The organism is Arthrobacter sp. SDTb3-6 (assembly GCF_013376095.1).
Lineage (GTDB): Bacteria > Actinomycetota > Actinomycetes > Actinomycetales > Micrococcaceae > Specibacter.
On sequence record NZ_JAAMFN010000001.1, the window covers coordinates 119,739 to 133,622 of the forward strand.

The 13,884-nt window shown below is 62.4% G+C and carries 22 protein-coding genes; all 22 read left to right on the plus strand.

Translation table 11 applies throughout. The annotated features are described in order from the left end of the window. The first annotated feature begins 100 nt into the window (after nt 1–100). Nucleotides 101–1,291, plus strand: coding sequence for an elongation factor Tu (tuf, locus tag G6035_RS00570; RefSeq protein WP_176615130.1), 1,191 nt, complete (start codon nt 101–103; stop codon nt 1,289–1,291). 482 nt (nt 1,292–1,773) lie between these two features. Continuing rightward, complete coding sequence (locus tag G6035_RS00575; protein WP_371130748.1) at nt 1,774–3,042, plus strand: IS110 family transposase; 1,269 nt, start codon at nt 1,774–1,776, stop codon at nt 3,040–3,042. 629 nt (nt 3,043–3,671) lie between these two features. Further along, nucleotides 3,672–3,980, plus strand: coding sequence for a 30S ribosomal protein S10 (rpsJ, locus tag G6035_RS00580; RefSeq protein ID WP_003803825.1), 309 nt, complete (start codon nt 3,672–3,674; stop codon nt 3,978–3,980). Nucleotides 3,981–3,997: 17 nt separating this feature from the next. Continuing rightward, the gene (gene rplC / locus G6035_RS00585; protein WP_176615131.1) at nt 3,998–4,648 is read left to right on the plus strand and encodes a 50S ribosomal protein L3; all 651 of its coding nucleotides are present in this window, start codon (nt 3,998–4,000) and stop codon (nt 4,646–4,648) included. Between the two features lie 5 nt (nt 4,649–4,653). Continuing rightward, on the plus strand, nt 4,654–5,481 hold the full coding sequence (rplD, locus tag G6035_RS00590; protein ID WP_176615132.1) for a 50S ribosomal protein L4: 828 nt from the start codon (nt 4,654–4,656) through the stop codon (nt 5,479–5,481). After that, nucleotides 5,478–5,783, plus strand: coding sequence for a 50S ribosomal protein L23 (rplW, locus tag G6035_RS00595; protein ID WP_113719165.1), 306 nt, complete (start codon nt 5,478–5,480; stop codon nt 5,781–5,783). The genes rplD and rplW overlap by 4 nt, the downstream gene beginning before the upstream one ends. A 30-nt stretch (nt 5,784–5,813) precedes the next feature. Next, nucleotides 5,814–6,653 carry a 50S ribosomal protein L2 gene (gene rplB / locus G6035_RS00600; RefSeq protein ID WP_165183262.1) on the plus strand — a complete coding sequence of 280 codons (840 nt, stop codon included), beginning with the start codon at nt 5,814–5,816 and terminating at the stop codon, nt 6,651–6,653. 12 nt (nt 6,654–6,665) lie between these two features. After that, entirely contained in the window at nt 6,666–6,947 is a 282-nt protein-coding gene (gene rpsS / locus G6035_RS00605) for a 30S ribosomal protein S19 (protein WP_003803803.1), read from the plus strand. Between the two features lie 38 nt (nt 6,948–6,985). After that, nucleotides 6,986–7,351 carry a 50S ribosomal protein L22 gene (gene rplV, locus G6035_RS00610; RefSeq protein ID WP_125610316.1) on the plus strand — a complete coding sequence of 122 codons (366 nt, stop codon included), beginning with the start codon at nt 6,986–6,988 and terminating at the stop codon, nt 7,349–7,351. Then, nucleotides 7,352–8,200, plus strand: coding sequence for a 30S ribosomal protein S3 (gene rpsC / locus G6035_RS00615; RefSeq protein ID WP_176615133.1), 849 nt, complete (start codon nt 7,352–7,354; stop codon nt 8,198–8,200). Continuing rightward, on the plus strand, nt 8,201–8,617 hold the full coding sequence (rplP, locus tag G6035_RS00620) for a 50S ribosomal protein L16 (protein ID WP_165183260.1): 417 nt from the start codon (nt 8,201–8,203) through the stop codon (nt 8,615–8,617). A gap of 2 nt (nt 8,618–8,619) precedes the next feature. After that, nucleotides 8,620–8,943: a 50S ribosomal protein L29 gene (rpmC, locus tag G6035_RS00625; RefSeq protein WP_176615134.1), complete on the plus strand. Its 324-nt coding sequence runs from the start codon at nt 8,620–8,622 to the stop codon at nt 8,941–8,943. Nucleotides 8,944–9,005: 62 nt separating this feature from the next. Further along, nucleotides 9,006–9,236: a 30S ribosomal protein S17 gene (gene rpsQ / locus G6035_RS00630; protein ID WP_082000545.1), complete on the plus strand. Its 231-nt coding sequence runs from the start codon at nt 9,006–9,008 to the stop codon at nt 9,234–9,236. A 484-nt stretch (nt 9,237–9,720) separates the two neighbouring features. Continuing rightward, nucleotides 9,721–10,089 (plus strand): 50S ribosomal protein L14, encoded by a 369-nt coding sequence (gene rplN, locus G6035_RS00635; protein WP_054013196.1) that lies wholly within the window; start codon nt 9,721–9,723, stop codon nt 10,087–10,089. 3 nt (nt 10,090–10,092) lie between these two features. Beyond that, a complete protein-coding gene (gene rplX, locus G6035_RS00640) occupies nt 10,093–10,455 on the plus strand; it encodes a 50S ribosomal protein L24 (RefSeq protein ID WP_176615135.1) in 363 nt (120 codons plus the stop codon). Next, the gene (gene rplE / locus G6035_RS00645) at nt 10,452–11,036 is read left to right on the plus strand and encodes a 50S ribosomal protein L5 (protein ID WP_176615136.1); all 585 of its coding nucleotides are present in this window, start codon (nt 10,452–10,454) and stop codon (nt 11,034–11,036) included. Before rplX ends, rplE begins: the two co-directional genes overlap by 4 nt. Before the next feature lie 103 nt (nt 11,037–11,139). Beyond that, entirely contained in the window at nt 11,140–11,538 is a 399-nt protein-coding gene (gene rpsH / locus G6035_RS00650; RefSeq protein WP_176615137.1) for a 30S ribosomal protein S8, read from the plus strand. Between the two features lie 18 nt (nt 11,539–11,556). Further along, complete coding sequence (rplF, locus tag G6035_RS00655; protein ID WP_176615138.1) at nt 11,557–12,093, plus strand: 50S ribosomal protein L6; 537 nt, start codon at nt 11,557–11,559, stop codon at nt 12,091–12,093. A 2-nt stretch (nt 12,094–12,095) separates the two neighbouring features. Next, complete coding sequence (rplR, locus tag G6035_RS00660; RefSeq protein ID WP_176615139.1) at nt 12,096–12,467, plus strand: 50S ribosomal protein L18; 372 nt, start codon at nt 12,096–12,098, stop codon at nt 12,465–12,467. Between the two features lie 26 nt (nt 12,468–12,493). Next, nucleotides 12,494–13,174 (plus strand): 30S ribosomal protein S5, encoded by a 681-nt coding sequence (gene rpsE, locus G6035_RS00665; RefSeq protein ID WP_176615140.1) that lies wholly within the window; start codon nt 12,494–12,496, stop codon nt 13,172–13,174. Further along, complete coding sequence (rpmD, locus tag G6035_RS00670; RefSeq protein WP_176615141.1) at nt 13,174–13,386, plus strand: 50S ribosomal protein L30; 213 nt, start codon at nt 13,174–13,176, stop codon at nt 13,384–13,386. The genes rpsE and rpmD overlap by 1 nt, the downstream gene beginning before the upstream one ends. Nucleotide 13,387: 1 nt before the next feature. After that, nucleotides 13,388–13,867, plus strand: coding sequence for a 50S ribosomal protein L15 (gene rplO / locus G6035_RS00675; RefSeq protein ID WP_256883579.1), 480 nt, complete (start codon nt 13,388–13,390; stop codon nt 13,865–13,867). The last annotated feature ends 17 nt before the right edge of the window (nt 13,868–13,884 follow it).

Consider the following 13,884-nt stretch of genomic DNA (forward strand, 5'->3'; position numbering starts at 1 on the left):
ATTTCTTAAAAATCAAAAGCCCCCAGTAGACTTGCTATCGATTTCGGTGACGAAAAGCGTCGCCGAGAGTAAGTCAACGAAAACGTTCTAGGAGGAACCCGTGGCGAAGGCAAAGTTCGAGCGGACTAAGCCGCACGTTAACATCGGCACCATCGGTCACGTTGACCATGGAAAGACGACGTTGACGGCTGCCATTTCCAAGGTGCTGTACGACAAGTACCCCACACTCAACGAGCAGCGTGATTTCAGCTCCATCGACTCGGCCCCCGAGGAGAAGCAGCGCGGCATCACCATCAACATCTCCCACGTTGAGTACCAGACCGAGAAGCGCCACTACGCACACGTTGACGCTCCCGGCCACGCTGACTACATCAAGAACATGATCACCGGTGCCGCCCAGATGGACGGCGCAATCCTGGTGGTTGCTGCGACTGACGGCCCGATGGCCCAGACCCGCGAGCACGTCCTGCTCGCCCGCCAGGTGGGCGTTCCCTACCTGCTGGTGGCTCTGAACAAGTCCGACATGGTTGATGACGAAGAACTCCTCGACCTGGTCGAAATGGAAGTTCGCGAACTCCTCTCCTCGCAGGGTTTCGACGGCGACGAGGCACCTGTTGTCCGCGTCTCCGGCCTGAAGGCACTGGAAGGCGACCCCAAGTGGGTCAAGTCCGTTGAGGACCTGATGGACGCCGTTGACAACAACGTCCCGGACCCCATCCGTGACCGCGACAAGCCGTTCCTGATGCCGGTTGAAGACGTCTTCACCATCACCGGCCGCGGCACCGTTGTGACGGGCCGCGCCGAGCGTGGAACCCTTGCCCTGAACTCCGAGGTTGAGATCGTCGGCATCCGCCCGATCCAGAAGACCACGGTCACCGGTATCGAGATGTTCCACAAGCAGCTCGACGAGGCATGGGCCGGCGAGAACTGTGGCCTGCTGCTCCGCGGCATCAAGCGCGAAGATGTTGAGCGTGGCCAGGTCATCGTGAAGCCGGGCTCCATCACCCCGCACACGAACTTCGAAGGCAACGTCTACATCCTGGCCAAGGATGAGGGTGGGCGTCACAACCCGTTCTACTCCAACTACCGCCCGCAGTTCTACTTCCGCACCACGGATGTTACCGGCGTCATCACCCTGCCCGAAGGCACGGAAATGGTCATGCCTGGCGACAACACCGAAATGTCCGTTGAGCTGATCCAGCCCATCGCCATGGAAGAAGGCCTCGGCTTCGCCATCCGTGAAGGTGGCCGCACCGTTGGTTCAGGCCGTGTCACCAAGATCATCAAGTAACTTGCACTCCAAGTAACGAAGATCTGAAAAAGGAGGGCCCCGGCTTCGGCCGGGCCCTCCTTTTTGGTACGCCCTCACCGCCCTCACAGGCCTGCCGGGCGGCTTCCGTGCAGGCGGCCGCCCTTGTGTGTTTCCCTGGACGGCGGTGCCGGCGGCCTGGTGGGCCCATGGCGACGTCGGCCGTGCCCTTGCGTCGTCCGGCGCACGCGGACACCTTGTCACCAGCCGTGGAACAGGCAGGGAACGCCGTGGGCAGTCCCGTGTTGGCCGGGAAGTAGTGGAATTTCCCCCCCGTTACCTTTTTAGTAGCCCCATAAAGAGTAAGAATTGGGGTTGTTGGCCTGTCGGTCCCGGCATGATTGAAGCCCCCAGTCATCAATGATCCGGGGGGTGTTGTCACCGGGATTCGATAGGCGCCAAGGGATCGCTAATGGGGACCGGACCAGCACAATGAATGAACGTGTAGGTCAGCCGTAACGTGGATGCCGAGCCTTGCCGCCGCAGGACATGCCAACACCAAATTGCACGACACAAATTCTGGGAGGTTTGCGTTGATCAAGGACCATGAACAAGTCGACATCTTCATTGGTGTTGACGTTGGCAAGAGCAATCACCACGCAGTCGCCATCGACCGCAATGGCAAGAAACTCCTCGACCGGGCACTGCCCCAGGACGAGGCCAAACTGCGCTCCATCATCAAGGCCGTCGCTGGCAAAGGTACCGTGTTGCTGGTCGTGGACCAGCCCTCGACCATCGGCGCGCTGCCCGTCGCGGACGCCCAGGCGGAGGGCATCATGGTCGGCTATCTGCCCGGACTGGCGATGCGACGCATCGCCGACCTGCACCCCGGCGAGGCCAAAACGGACGCCCGAGACGCGGCCATCATTGCCGAAGCCGCCCGCACTCTGCCGCACACGCTGCGCTCCATCGTCCTCGCCGACGAGCAGGCCGCCGAACTGTCCATGCTGTGCGGTTTCGACGACGACCTGGCCAAGCAGGCCACAGCGACGTCGAACCGGATCCGCGGGCTGCTGACACAGGTCCACCCGGCCCTGGAACGGGTCGTTGGCAAGCACCTGGACCACCCCGCCATGGCCGAGCTGCTGGTCAAGTACCCGACCCCGGAAAAGCTGCACAGGGCCGGCCAGAACCGTGTCGCCATGCTGCTCTCCCGCCACGCACCGCGGGCCGGGAAAAGCTGGGCAGCAGAGGTGTTCACCGCCCTGGGCGAGCAGACCGTCGTGGTCGCCGGCACCAATGCCGCCGGCATCGTCCTGCCCCAGCTCGCAGCCATGCTCAAGCAGCTGCGCGCGGCCCGGGAGGACATCCTCGCCCAGATCGAGGCCCTCGTGGAGGCCCACCCTCTTCACGAGGTCCTGACGTCCATGCCGGCGGTCGGAGTCAGGACCGAAGCCCGCCTCATCACCGAGGTTGCCGGCAAGGAATTCAAGACCGCCGGGCATCTGGCCTCCTACGCCGGACTGGCCCCGGTGACGTGGCGCTCCGGGACGTCAATCCGTGGCGACCACCCGTCCAAGAAAGGCAACAAGGCCCTCAAACGGGCGTTCTTCCTCTCCGCGTTCGCGGCGCTCAAAGACCCGCTCTCACGGGCCTACTACGACCGGAAACGCGCCGAGGGCAAGCGGCACAACCAGGCCCTGATCGCCCTCTCCCGCAGGCGCTGCGACGTGCTGTTCGCCATGCTCCGCGACGGCACCTTCTACGAGGCACCAGCAGCCAAGACCGCCTAAATCCCATCACCCACGAGCTGGCAGGCACACCTCGCCAGCCAATAACACCTGCCCAGAAACAGAGCCCCAAAAACTTGAAAGAAAATCGGCCCCACCCCTTGACGAAAAACATAGGGACACCCCCCCCGGGCGGGGGAGGGGGGGTCGGAACGCTTTCGGCCTGCGGCGCCGTGTGGCGGGGTGATTTTGCCCACCAAACCGGGGCATCCGGAGGGGGGCCGGGCCCGCAGGGCGGTGCCGCGGCGGGAAAGTGCCGGATCGGGCCGTTGCGTGCCCGGCCCCGGGGGCAGGGTGCCGGTTGGCGTTTGCCGCCCAATTCCGGCATACTTATTGAGTTGTTCAAGTGCCTTTTCGTGTCCCGGCCGAGATAATGCTCGGCGCAGGGTCCAAGCTGAGGACCAAACATAACCCACCTTCGCAAATTATTGCGGGTACGTGCGCGAGTTGATCGCGACACGCCCGACCGCGGGGGTCGGAGCTTCGGCGGATTGAGGAACCCGGAAATGTCCGGATTCAGTTCGTTGGGAGCGTGGCGGGATCGCCACAGTGCACAGGAAAAGTAAACAGCGTTTACGTCAACAGCATTGCTCGCACAGGATGCTTCGTTACAGGAAGAGAGTCACGACGCCATGGCGGGACAAAAAATCCGCATCCGGCTGAAGTCATATGACCACGAGGTCATTGATGTTTCAGCCCGGAAGATCGTTGAGACGGTCACGCGCGCAGGCGCAACGGTAGTCGGCCCCGTGCCGCTGCCCACCGAGAAGAACGTGTACTGCGTTATCCGTTCGCCTCACAAGTACAAGGACAGCCGCGAGCACTTTGAAATGCGCACGCACAAGCGTCTGATCGACATCATCGACCCCACGCCCAAGGCGGTGGATTCGCTCATGCGTCTCGACCTGCCGGCCGACGTGAACATCGAAATCAAACTGTAGGGAGGTGCTGAGAAACTATGACCGCGACCCGAAACACTAAGGGCATCCTGGGCACGAAGCTCGGCATGACCCAGGTCTGGGACGAGAACAACAAGCTTGTTCCTGTAACCGTCGTCCAGGCCGACTCGAACGTCATCACCCAGCTGCGCAACGCAGACGTTGATGGCTACACCGCTGTTCAGATCGGCTACGGCCAGATCGACCCGCGCAAGGTGACCAAGCCGCTGGCCGGCCACTTTGAAAAGGCAGGCGTCACCCCGCGCCGCCACATCGTCGAGCTGCGCACTGCAGATGCCGACTCCTACGCCCTCGGCCAGGAAATCTCCGTTGAGATCTTCGAAGCCGGCCAGAAGGTCGACGTCGTCGGCACTTCCAAGGGCAAGGGCTTCGCCGGTGTCATGAAGCGCCACGGCTTCCACGGAGCCCCGGCATCGCACGGTGCCCACAAGAACCACCGCAAGCCCGGTTCCATCGGTGGCGCGTCCACCCCTGGCCGCGTCTTCAAGGGTGTCCGCATGGCTGGCCGCATGGGCGCCGAGCGTGTCACGACCATGAACCTGACCGTTCACGGTGTCGACGCCGAGAAGTCGCTGCTGCTGATCAAGGGTGCCGTCCCCGGCGCCCGCGGCTCGGTCGTCCTGGTACGCACCGCCGTGAAGGGAGCATAAGTAAAATGGCAACTGTAAAGGTTGACCTGCCTGCAGAGATCTTCGACGTGCAGACCAACGTGCCGCTGCTGCACCAGGTCGTTGTTGCACAGCTCGCTGCTGCACGCCAGGGTACCCACAAGACCAAGACCCGCGCCGAAGTTTCCGGTGCCGGCCGCAAGCCGTTCGCCCAGAAGGGCACCGGCCGCGCCCGCCAGGGTTCCATCCGCGCCCCTCACATGACCGGCGGTGGCATTGTCCACGGTCCGACCCCGCGTGACTACAGCCAACGCACCCCCAAGAAGATGAAGGCTGCAGCCCTGCGCGGTGCCCTCTCCGACCGGGCACGCAACGGCCGCATCCACGTTGTTTCCGAACTGGTTTCCGGCACCAAGCCGTCGACCAAGTCGGCCAAGGCACTGCTGGCCACGGTTTCCGAGCGCAAGAACCTGCTGGTCGTCATCGAGCGCAGCAACGACGTTGCCGCCCTGAGTGTCCGCAACATCACCAACATCCACGTGCTGTACGTTGACCAGCTCAACACCTACGACGTGCTCGTTGCCGATGACGTGGTCTTCACCGAAGCCGCCTACGAGATCTTCATCTCCGGCCGCGCCGCTGCCGAGGCATTCGCCTCCAGCTTGGTGCTGGTTGAGGAAGAGGTTTCCGCAGATGCTGCCGAAGGCACCATCAAGGGCAACAAGGACTCCATGAAGTACCACGTGCCTGGTTCACGCTGGTATGACGCCACTGTGGCCGAGGTTTGGTTCGCAACCGTTGAGGACGCCAAGGCCGCAGGCTTTGTCCCCGCCGGCGGCGAAGCTGCCCAGACGATTGAGGAGGACGCCAAGTGAGCGCCGTCACCATCAAGGATCCGCGCGACGTCGTGCTTGCACCCGTCGTCTCGGAAAAGAGCTACGGCCTGATCGACGAAGGCAAATACACCTTCCTGGTCGACCCCCGCTCGAACAAGACCGAGATCAAGCTGGCCGTGGAGAAGATTTTCTCCGTCAAGGTCGACTCGATCAACACCATCAACCGTGCCGGCAAGCGCAAGCGCACCCGCTTCGGATGGGGGCAGCGCAAGAGCACCAAGCGCGCCATTGTCTCCCTCAAAGAAGGCACAATCGACATCTTCGGCGGTCCGCTTTCCTAAGCGGAGACCACTTTAACGAGGAAATAAACTATGGGAATCCGTAAATACAAGCCGACAACCCCGGGCCGTCGCGGCTCGAGCGTTGCCGACTTCACCGAAATCACGCGGTCGACGCCGGAGAAGTCTCTGGTCCGTCCCCTGCCCAAAAAGGGTGGCCGCAACAACACCGGTCGTATCACGACGCGTCACAAGGGTGGTGGCCACAAGCGCCAGTACCGCCTGATTGACTTCCGTCGCCACGACAAGGACGGCGTCAACGCACGTGTGGCCGAGATCGAATACGATCCCAACCGCACGGCACGCATTGCCCTCCTGCACTACGTTGATGGCACCAAGCGTTACATCATCGCGCCGAACAAGCTCAAGCAGGGCGACTTTGTTGAAGCCGGCCCCGCGGCCGACATCAAGCCTGGCAACAACCTGCCGCTGCGCAACATCCCGGTGGGTACCGTTATCCACGCCGTGGAGCTGCGTCCCGGTGGCGGTGCCAAGATGGCCCGTTCCGCCGGTGCTTCCGTTCAGCTGGTCGCCAAGGAAGGCAAGTTCGCCCAGCTGCGGCTGCCCTCCGGTGAAATCCGCAACGTTGATGCGCGCTGCCGCGCCACCATCGGCGAAGTCGGAAACGCCGAGCAGTCCAACATCAACTGGGGCAAGGCAGGGCGCATGCGCTGGAAGGGCGTCCGCCCGACCGTCCGCGGTGTTGTCATGAACCCGGTCGACCACCCGCATGGTGGTGGTGAAGGCAAGACCTCCGGTGGACGCCACCCGGTCAACCCGAACGGCAAGCCGGAAGGCCGTACCCGCCGTCCCAACAAAGAGAGCGACAAACTCATCGTTCGTCGCCGTCGTACTGGCAAGAACAAGCGATAGGAGCCTGGAGACATGCCACGTAGCCTGAAGAAGGGTCCCTTCGTAGACCAGCACCTCTTTGTCAAGGTCGCTAGGGAAAACGAAAAGGGCACCAAGAACGTCATCAAGACCTGGTCCCGCCGCTCGATGATCATCCCGGACATGCTGGGTCACACGATCGCCGTGCACGATGGTCGCAAGCACATCCCCGTGTTTGTCACCGAGTCGATGGTCGGGCACAAGCTCGGCGAATTCGCCCCCACGCGGACATTCCGCGGCCATGTCAAGGACGACCGCAAGGGCAAGCGCCGCTAGGCGCTTGGCTTTACGGCTAAGACGAGAGAAGGATAGCAATGGAAGCCAAGGCAAGTGCGCGTCATCTGCGCGTCACGCCTATGAAGGCCCGGCGCGTCGTCAACCTGATTCGTGGCAAGCAGGCGAATGAGGCATTGGCGATTCTGAAGTTTGCCCCCCAGGCAGCTTCTGAGCCGGTATTCAAGGTAGTCCAGTCCGCAGTGGCCAACGCCCGCGTTCTGGCTGATCGCGACAGCGTCGCGTTCAATGAAAATGACCTGTACATCAGCGAAATCTTCGTTGATGAGGGCCCGACCATGAAGCGGTTCCAGCCGCGCGCCCAGGGTCGTGCCTACCAGATCAAGAAGCGCACCAGCCACGTCACCGTGGTTGTCGCTACCCCCGAGAAAGAGGAGGCTCGCTAAGTGGGACAGAAAGTAAACCCGCACGGGTTCCGTCTCGGGATCACCACGGACCACCGTTCACACTGGTTCGCGGACAGCAACAAGCCCGGACAGCGTTACAAGGACTTCGTAAAAGAAGACATCAAGATCCGCGCGCTCATGTCCACGGGCATGGACCGCGCCGGCATTTCCAAGGTTGAGATCGAGCGCACCCGTGACCGTGTACGTGTGGACATCCACACCGCACGTCCCGGCATTGTGATCGGCCGCCGTGGGGCTGAAGCAGACCGCATCCGCGGCGAGCTCGAAAAGCTCACCGGCAAGCAGGTCCAGCTGAACATCCTGGAAGTGAAGAACCCGGAAGCCGACGCACAGCTGGTGGCCCAGGGCATCGCTGAGCAGCTGACTTCCCGTGTGGCTTTCCGCCGCGCGATGAAGAAGGCCATGCAGTCCGCACAGCGCACCGGCAGCGTCAAGGGCATCCGTGTCGCTTGCGCCGGCCGTCTGGGTGGCGCTGAAATGTCGCGCACCGAGTTCTACCGCGAAGGCCGTGTGCCCCTGCACACCCTGCGCGCCAACATCGACTACGGCTTCTTCGAGGCCAAGACCGTGTTCGGCCGCATCGGTGTCAAGGTCTGGATCTACAAGGGCGATGTCACGAGCAAGGAACTGGCTGCCCAGGCAGCTGCCGCCCCTGCCCGTGGCCGTGGCCCCCGCCGTGACGGCGATGACCGCGGACCCCGCGGCCCCCGCTCCGGTGGCGACCGCCGTCGCAACGACCGCCCCGAGCGCACCGAGGCTGCTGCCGCGGCCCCGGCTCCTGCAGCTGCAGAGGCTGCAGCTCCGGCAGCAGAAGGAGGACAGGCTTAAATGCTTATCCCACGTCGAGTAAAGTTCCGCAAGCAGCACCACCCGGGTCGCTCCGGGCAGGCTACGGGCGGCACCACGGTCACGTTTGGTGAGTGGGGCATTCAGGCCCTGACGCCCGCCTACGTCACCAACCGCCAGATTGAATCCGCACGTATCGCCATGACGCGTCACATCAAGCGTGGCGGAAAGGTGTGGATCAACATCTACCCTGACCGTCCGTTGACGAAGAAGCCGGCCGAAACCCGCATGGGTTCCGGTAAGGGTTCGCCCGAGTGGTGGATTGCGAATGTCAAGCCCGGCCGCGTTCTCTTTGAACTCTCCGGTGTATCAGAAGAGGTAGCTCGCGAGGCCCTGCGCCTGGCAATCCACAAGCTGCCGTTGAAAGCACGCATCGTGCGTCGCGAAGGTGGTGAGTAGAGATGTCAGTTGGATCCAAGGATCTGGCCCCCGCACAGCTTGACGGGTTCGACAACGAGCGTCTTGTTGAAGAACTCCGGAAGGCCAAGGAGGAACTGTTCAACCTGCGCTTCCAGTCCGCCACCGGTCAGCTGGAAAGCCACGGGCGTCTGCGCGTGGTAAAGCGCGATATCGCCCGCATCTACACGGTGCTGCGCGAGCGCGAGCTGGGCATTCGCCCGGATGTTGTTGCCGCCGCCCCGGTGGAGAAGGCCTCCAAGAAGGCTGACAAGGAAGCCAAGAAGGCCTCCAAGAAGGCTGAAGAAACTGAGGAGGTCGCCAAGTGAGCGATTCTGTAAACAACACTGAAACCGGCTCCGCCGCAGTGGTCCGCAACGAGCGCAAGAAGATGCGCGGCTATGTCGTCTCCGACAAGATGGACAAGACCATCGTTGTTGAGGTCGAAGACCGCGTAAAGCACGCCTTGTACGGCAAGGTCCTTCGCCGCAACAAGAAGGTCAAGGCCCATGATGAAGAGAACAGCGCCGGCATCGGCGACCTGGTCATCATCAGCGAGACCCGCCCGCTGTCTGCGACGAAGCGGTTCCGCCTCGTCGAGATCGTCGAAAAGGCCAAGTAACCTTTCGGCCCTGTGCTGATTGATTACCGAGGCGTTGGGCCCGTCACCGTTTACGGTGGCGGGCCCAACGTGCGTTTAACCCCCGACGGCGGACGCGTGCGCGATGGCCGCGGGGGATGCGCACACTGCTGCCGAGGACGCCCGGAGTGTGCGCAAGGCAACGCCGGCGGCGGGCCTGCGGCGGGAGCCGGGGTTCCGGCGCCGTGCTAGGATTATCTATTGCTGCGCCTTTTCTGTGCCGCCGATTTCGGTAGCGGCAGTGGGTGCGCAATTACCTCGTAAATGCCCGTGCCACTACAAACTGCCCTCCGGCTGGTGGAGAAATCCACCGCGTCCGGTGCGGAAAGTGCAGTTGGCATGACGCATTTAGGCGTGTGCTGGCAAAATCCAGGCACGTCGAGAGACATCCCGAACAATACGTTCCGCAAGGCTTGTCCACAGATGGATTGTGGCCAAGAACCGGCGCGACGAACAGGAGACACTAGTGATTCAGCAGGAGTCGCGGCTTAAGGTCGCCGACAACACGGGTGCCAAGGAAATCTTGACCATCCGCGTTCTCGGTGGATCCGGGCGCCGCTACGCAGGCATTGGCGACACCATTGTCGCTACCGTCAAGGACGCAATTCCCGGCGGAAACGTCAAGAAGGGTGACGTCGTCAAGGCTGTCATCGTTCGCACCAAGAAGGAACGCCGCCGTGCGGATGGTTCCTACATCAAGTTCGACGAGAACGCCGCTGTGCTTCTCAAGAACGACGGGGACCCCCGCGGTACCCGTATCTTCGGCCCGGTTGGCCGTGAGCTTCGTGACAAGAAGTTCATGAAGATCATCTCGTTGGCTCCGGAGGTGCTGTAACTTATGGCAAAGATCAAGAAGGGTGACCTGGTTCAGGTCATCACTGGCGGCAAGGCCGAACGTGGCGGCGACCGTGGCAAGCAGGGCAAGGTCCTGAAGGTTTTCCCCGAGACCAACCGCGTGTTGGTGGAAGGCGTCAACCGCGTCACCCGGCACACCAAGGCCGGCCAGACGGAACGTGGCACCAAGACCGGTGGCATTGAAATCGTCGAGGCACCCATTCACATCTCCAACGTTGCCGTGGTGGACCCGTCCACCAAGAAGCCGACCCGCGTTGGCTACCGCATCGAAACCGTTGAGCGCGATGGCCGCGAGCGTCAAGTACGCATCCGCGTTGCCAAGGCCTCGGGGAAGGACCTGGCATGAGCGCCGAAGTTGCAGAGAACACGCCCAAGGTCTCGCCTCGCCTGAAGACCCGCTACGCTGCGGAAATCAAGGCGACGCTGACGGAGGAATTCAAGTACGCGAACGTCAACCAGGTTCCGCGCCTGGTCAAGGTCGTTGTCAACATGGGTGTTGGAGATGCCGCCAAGGACTCCAAGATCATCGACGGCGCCGTCCGCGACCTCACCGCCATCACCGGCCAGAAGCCCCAGGTTTCCAAGGCCCGCAAGTCGATCGCACAGTTCAAGCTGCGCGAAGGCATGCCGATCGGCTGCCACGCCACGCTGCGTGGGGACCGCATGTGGGAATTCCTGGACCGCCTGGTCACACTGGCACTGCCCCGTATCCGCGACTTCCGCGGCCTCAGCGGCAAGCAGTTCGACGGCAACGGCAACTACACCTTCGGTCTGACCGAGCAGGTCATGTTCCACGAGATCGACCAGGATGCCATTGACCGCGTACGCGGCATGGACATCACCGTCGTGACCACCGCCAAGACCGACGACGAAGGCCGCGCGCTGCTCAAGGCGCTTGGCTTCCCGTTCAAATCCGAAGATAAATAATCTACGTAACAGGTCCGTTCCGTTGGACGAGCCGCCCGAAAGCTGATTTCGGGAAGCTCCTTCGACGCGGAGGAAACCGTTACGAGGAAGGGCAAGCGCCCAAATGACAATGACAGATCCTGTCGCAGACATGCTTACGCGTCTGCGCAACGCAAACTCGGCACACCACGATTCCGTGTCCATGCCGTTCAGCAAGCTCAAGGGCCACATCGCCGACATCCTCAAGGCACAGGGCTACATCGCTGCCTGGAAGGTTGAAGACGCCGAAGTTGGCAAGAAGATGACCATCGACCTCAAATACGGCCCCAGCCGCGAGCGTTCAATCGCCGGCCTGCGCCGTATTTCCAAGCCGGGCCTGCGCGTTTACGCAAAGTCCACCAACCTCCCCAACGTGTTGGGCGGTTTGGGTGTCGCCATCCTGTCCACCTCATCCGGTCTGTTGACCGACCGCCAGGCCGCCAAGAAGGGCGTGGGTGGGGAAGTCCTCGCCTACGTCTGGTAGTAGGGAAGGGAAAGAATAATGTCACGTATTGGACGTCTCCCCATTTCCGTGCCTGCCGGCGTCGAGGTCAAGATTGACAACAACCTCGTTTCCGTCAAGGGCCCGAAGGGAACGCTGGAGCACACTGTTGCCAGCCCCATCGCCGTTGCTCTCGAAGAGAACACCATCACGGTGACCCGCCCCAACGATGAGCGCGCATCACGCTCACTCCACGGCCTGACCCGCACCCTCATTGACAACCTGATCGTCGGTGTCACCCAGGGCTACGAGAAGAAGCTGGAAATTGTTGGTACCGGTTACCGCGTCGTCGCCAAGGGCGCAAACCTTGAGTTTGCCCTCGGCTACAGCCACCCCGTTGTCGTTGAGGCACCGGTTGGCATCACCCTGACGGTTGAGGGCCCCACCAAGCTCTCGGTGGCAGGCATTGACAAGCAGCAGGTGGGCGAAGTTGCTGCCAACATCCGCAAGCTGCGCAAGCCCGACCCGTACAAGGGCAAGGGCGTTCGCTACGCAGGCGAGATCATCCGCCGCAAGGTCGGAAAGGCTGGTAAGTAACCATGGCACTGTCCGTAAGAGGAAAGTCCAAGGCCGCAGCACGCGGCCGTCGCCACCTGCGCGTGCGCAAGCGCGTCACGGGCAGCACTGTCCGTCCGCGTCTGGTGGTCAACCGCTCCGCACGTCACATCTTCGTCCAGGTCATCGACGACTCCCAGGGCCTGACCCTGGCGTCCGCCTCGACCCTCGAAGCCGACCTGCGCTCGTTCGACGGCGACAAGACCGCCAAGGCCAAGCGTGTCGGTGAGCTCGTTGCCGAGCGCGCCAAGGCTGCCGGCATTGCCGCTGTTGTGTTCGACCGTGGCGGCAACCGCTACCACGGCCGGGTCGCCGCTGTGGCCGACGGTGCACGTGAAGGTGGTCTGGCACTGTGACCGAAAACATTAACAAGGAGAACACTGTGTCAGAAGCAACTGCAGCTGACGGTGCGGCTGCCAAGACTGAGTCTGCACCAGCAACCGACGGCGGCCGTGGCCGCGGCGGTCGCGACGGTGGACGTGGAGGCCGCGACGGCGGTCGTGACGGTGGCCGTGGCCGCGGTCGCGACGGTGGCCGCGAGGCTGAGAAGAACCAGTTCATCGAGCGCGTCGTCAACATCAACCGCGTTGCAAAGGTGGTCAAGGGTGGCCGTCGCTTCAGCTTCACCGCCCTCGTGATCGTCGGCGACGGCAACGGACTCGTTGGCGTCGGCTACGGCAAGGCCAAGGAAGTTCCCGCGGCCATCGCCAAGGGCGTTGAAGAAGCCAAGAAGTCCTTCTTCCGCGTTCCGCTCATCGGCAAGACTGTTCCGCACCGCGTCCAGGGTGAAGCCGCTGCCGGCGTCGTCCTGCTGCGCCCGGCTGCCGCCGGTACCGGTGTTATCGCCGGTGGTCCGGTGCGCGCCGTATTGGAATGCGTTGGCATCCACGACGTTCTGTCCAAGTCGCTCGGCTCCTCCAATGCCATCAACATTGTTCACGCAACCGTTGATGCACTCAAGCGCCTGGAAGACCCCAAGTCAGTCGCGGCCCGCCGCGGACTGCCCTTGGACGAGGTCGCTCCGGATGTGCTGCTGCGCAACATGCAAAAGGCAGGTCTGTAATGACTACACCGAAGAACATTCAGCCTTCCGAAAAGAAGCTGGAAATCACGCAGGTCAGGGGCGTCGTTGGCGCCCGGCAGTTCCAGAAGGACACCCTTCGCTCGCTGGGTCTCAAGCGCATCGGTCACACTGTTGTCCGCACGGCTGACGCAGTGACCGCTGGCATGATCAACACGGTCCCGCACCTGATCAAGGTTGAGGAGGCTAAGTAAAGTGGCTACTGAAAAGACTGCAGAAACTGCTGAGAAGCAGAACGCACTGAAGGTCCACCACCTGCGCCCGGCGCCGGGTGCCAAGACGGCTAAAACCCGTGTTGGCCGCGGTGAAGGATCCAAGGGCAAGACCGCAGGCCGCGGCACCAAGGGCACCAAGGCACGCTACCAGGTCAAGGCCGGCTTTGCCGGTGGCCAGCTGCCGCTGCACATGCGCCTGCCGAAGCTGCGCGGCTTCAAGAACCCGTTCCGCGTCGAGTTCCAGGTTGTCAACCTGGACAAGCTGAACGAGCTCTTCCCCGAGGGTGGCGTTGTCACCGTCGAGACGCTGGTTGAAAAGGGTGCGGTTCGCAAGAACCAGCCCGTGAAGGTGCTGGGCACCGGCGACATCACCGTCAAGGTTGACGTCACCGCCCACGCGTTTTCGACCAGCGCAGCGGAAAAGATCTCTGCTGCAGGTGGCTCGACCACGGAACTGTAACCAGTTCAAAATGCGCA

Excerpts from the sequence above, each read along its gene's own strand:
- rplE (WP_176615136.1), top strand. The coding sequence starts at position 10,452 with ATGAGCGCCGAAGTTGCAGAGAACACGCCCAAGGTCTCGCCTCGCCTG.
- rplC (WP_176615131.1), top strand. The coding sequence starts at position 3,998 with ATGACCGCGACCCGAAACACTAAGGGCATCCTGGGCACGAAGCTCGGC.
- rpsQ (WP_082000545.1), top strand. The coding sequence starts at position 9,006 with ATGCGCGGCTATGTCGTCTCCGACAAGATGGACAAGACCATCGTTGTT.
- rplP (WP_165183260.1), top strand. The coding sequence starts at position 8,201 with ATGCTTATCCCACGTCGAGTAAAGTTCCGCAAGCAGCACCACCCGGGT.
- rpsH (WP_176615137.1), top strand. The coding sequence starts at position 11,140 with ATGACAATGACAGATCCTGTCGCAGACATGCTTACGCGTCTGCGCAAC.
- rpsJ (WP_003803825.1), top strand. The coding sequence starts at position 3,672 with ATGGCGGGACAAAAAATCCGCATCCGGCTGAAGTCATATGACCACGAG.
- G6035_RS00575 (WP_371130748.1), top strand. The coding sequence starts at position 1,774 with ATGCCGAGCCTTGCCGCCGCAGGACATGCCAACACCAAATTGCACGAC.
- rpmD (WP_176615141.1), top strand. The coding sequence starts at position 13,174 with ATGACTACACCGAAGAACATTCAGCCTTCCGAAAAGAAGCTGGAAATC.
- rpmC (WP_176615134.1), top strand. The coding sequence starts at position 8,620 with ATGTCAGTTGGATCCAAGGATCTGGCCCCCGCACAGCTTGACGGGTTC.
- rplD (WP_176615132.1), top strand. The coding sequence starts at position 4,654 with ATGGCAACTGTAAAGGTTGACCTGCCTGCAGAGATCTTCGACGTGCAG.
- rplR (WP_176615139.1), top strand. The coding sequence starts at position 12,096 with ATGGCACTGTCCGTAAGAGGAAAGTCCAAGGCCGCAGCACGCGGCCGT.
- rplV (WP_125610316.1), top strand. The coding sequence starts at position 6,986 with ATGGAAGCCAAGGCAAGTGCGCGTCATCTGCGCGTCACGCCTATGAAG.
- rplF (WP_176615138.1), top strand. The coding sequence starts at position 11,557 with ATGTCACGTATTGGACGTCTCCCCATTTCCGTGCCTGCCGGCGTCGAG.
- rplB (WP_165183262.1), top strand. The coding sequence starts at position 5,814 with ATGGGAATCCGTAAATACAAGCCGACAACCCCGGGCCGTCGCGGCTCG.
- rplX (WP_176615135.1), top strand. The coding sequence starts at position 10,093 with ATGGCAAAGATCAAGAAGGGTGACCTGGTTCAGGTCATCACTGGCGGC.
- rpsS (WP_003803803.1), top strand. The coding sequence starts at position 6,666 with ATGCCACGTAGCCTGAAGAAGGGTCCCTTCGTAGACCAGCACCTCTTT.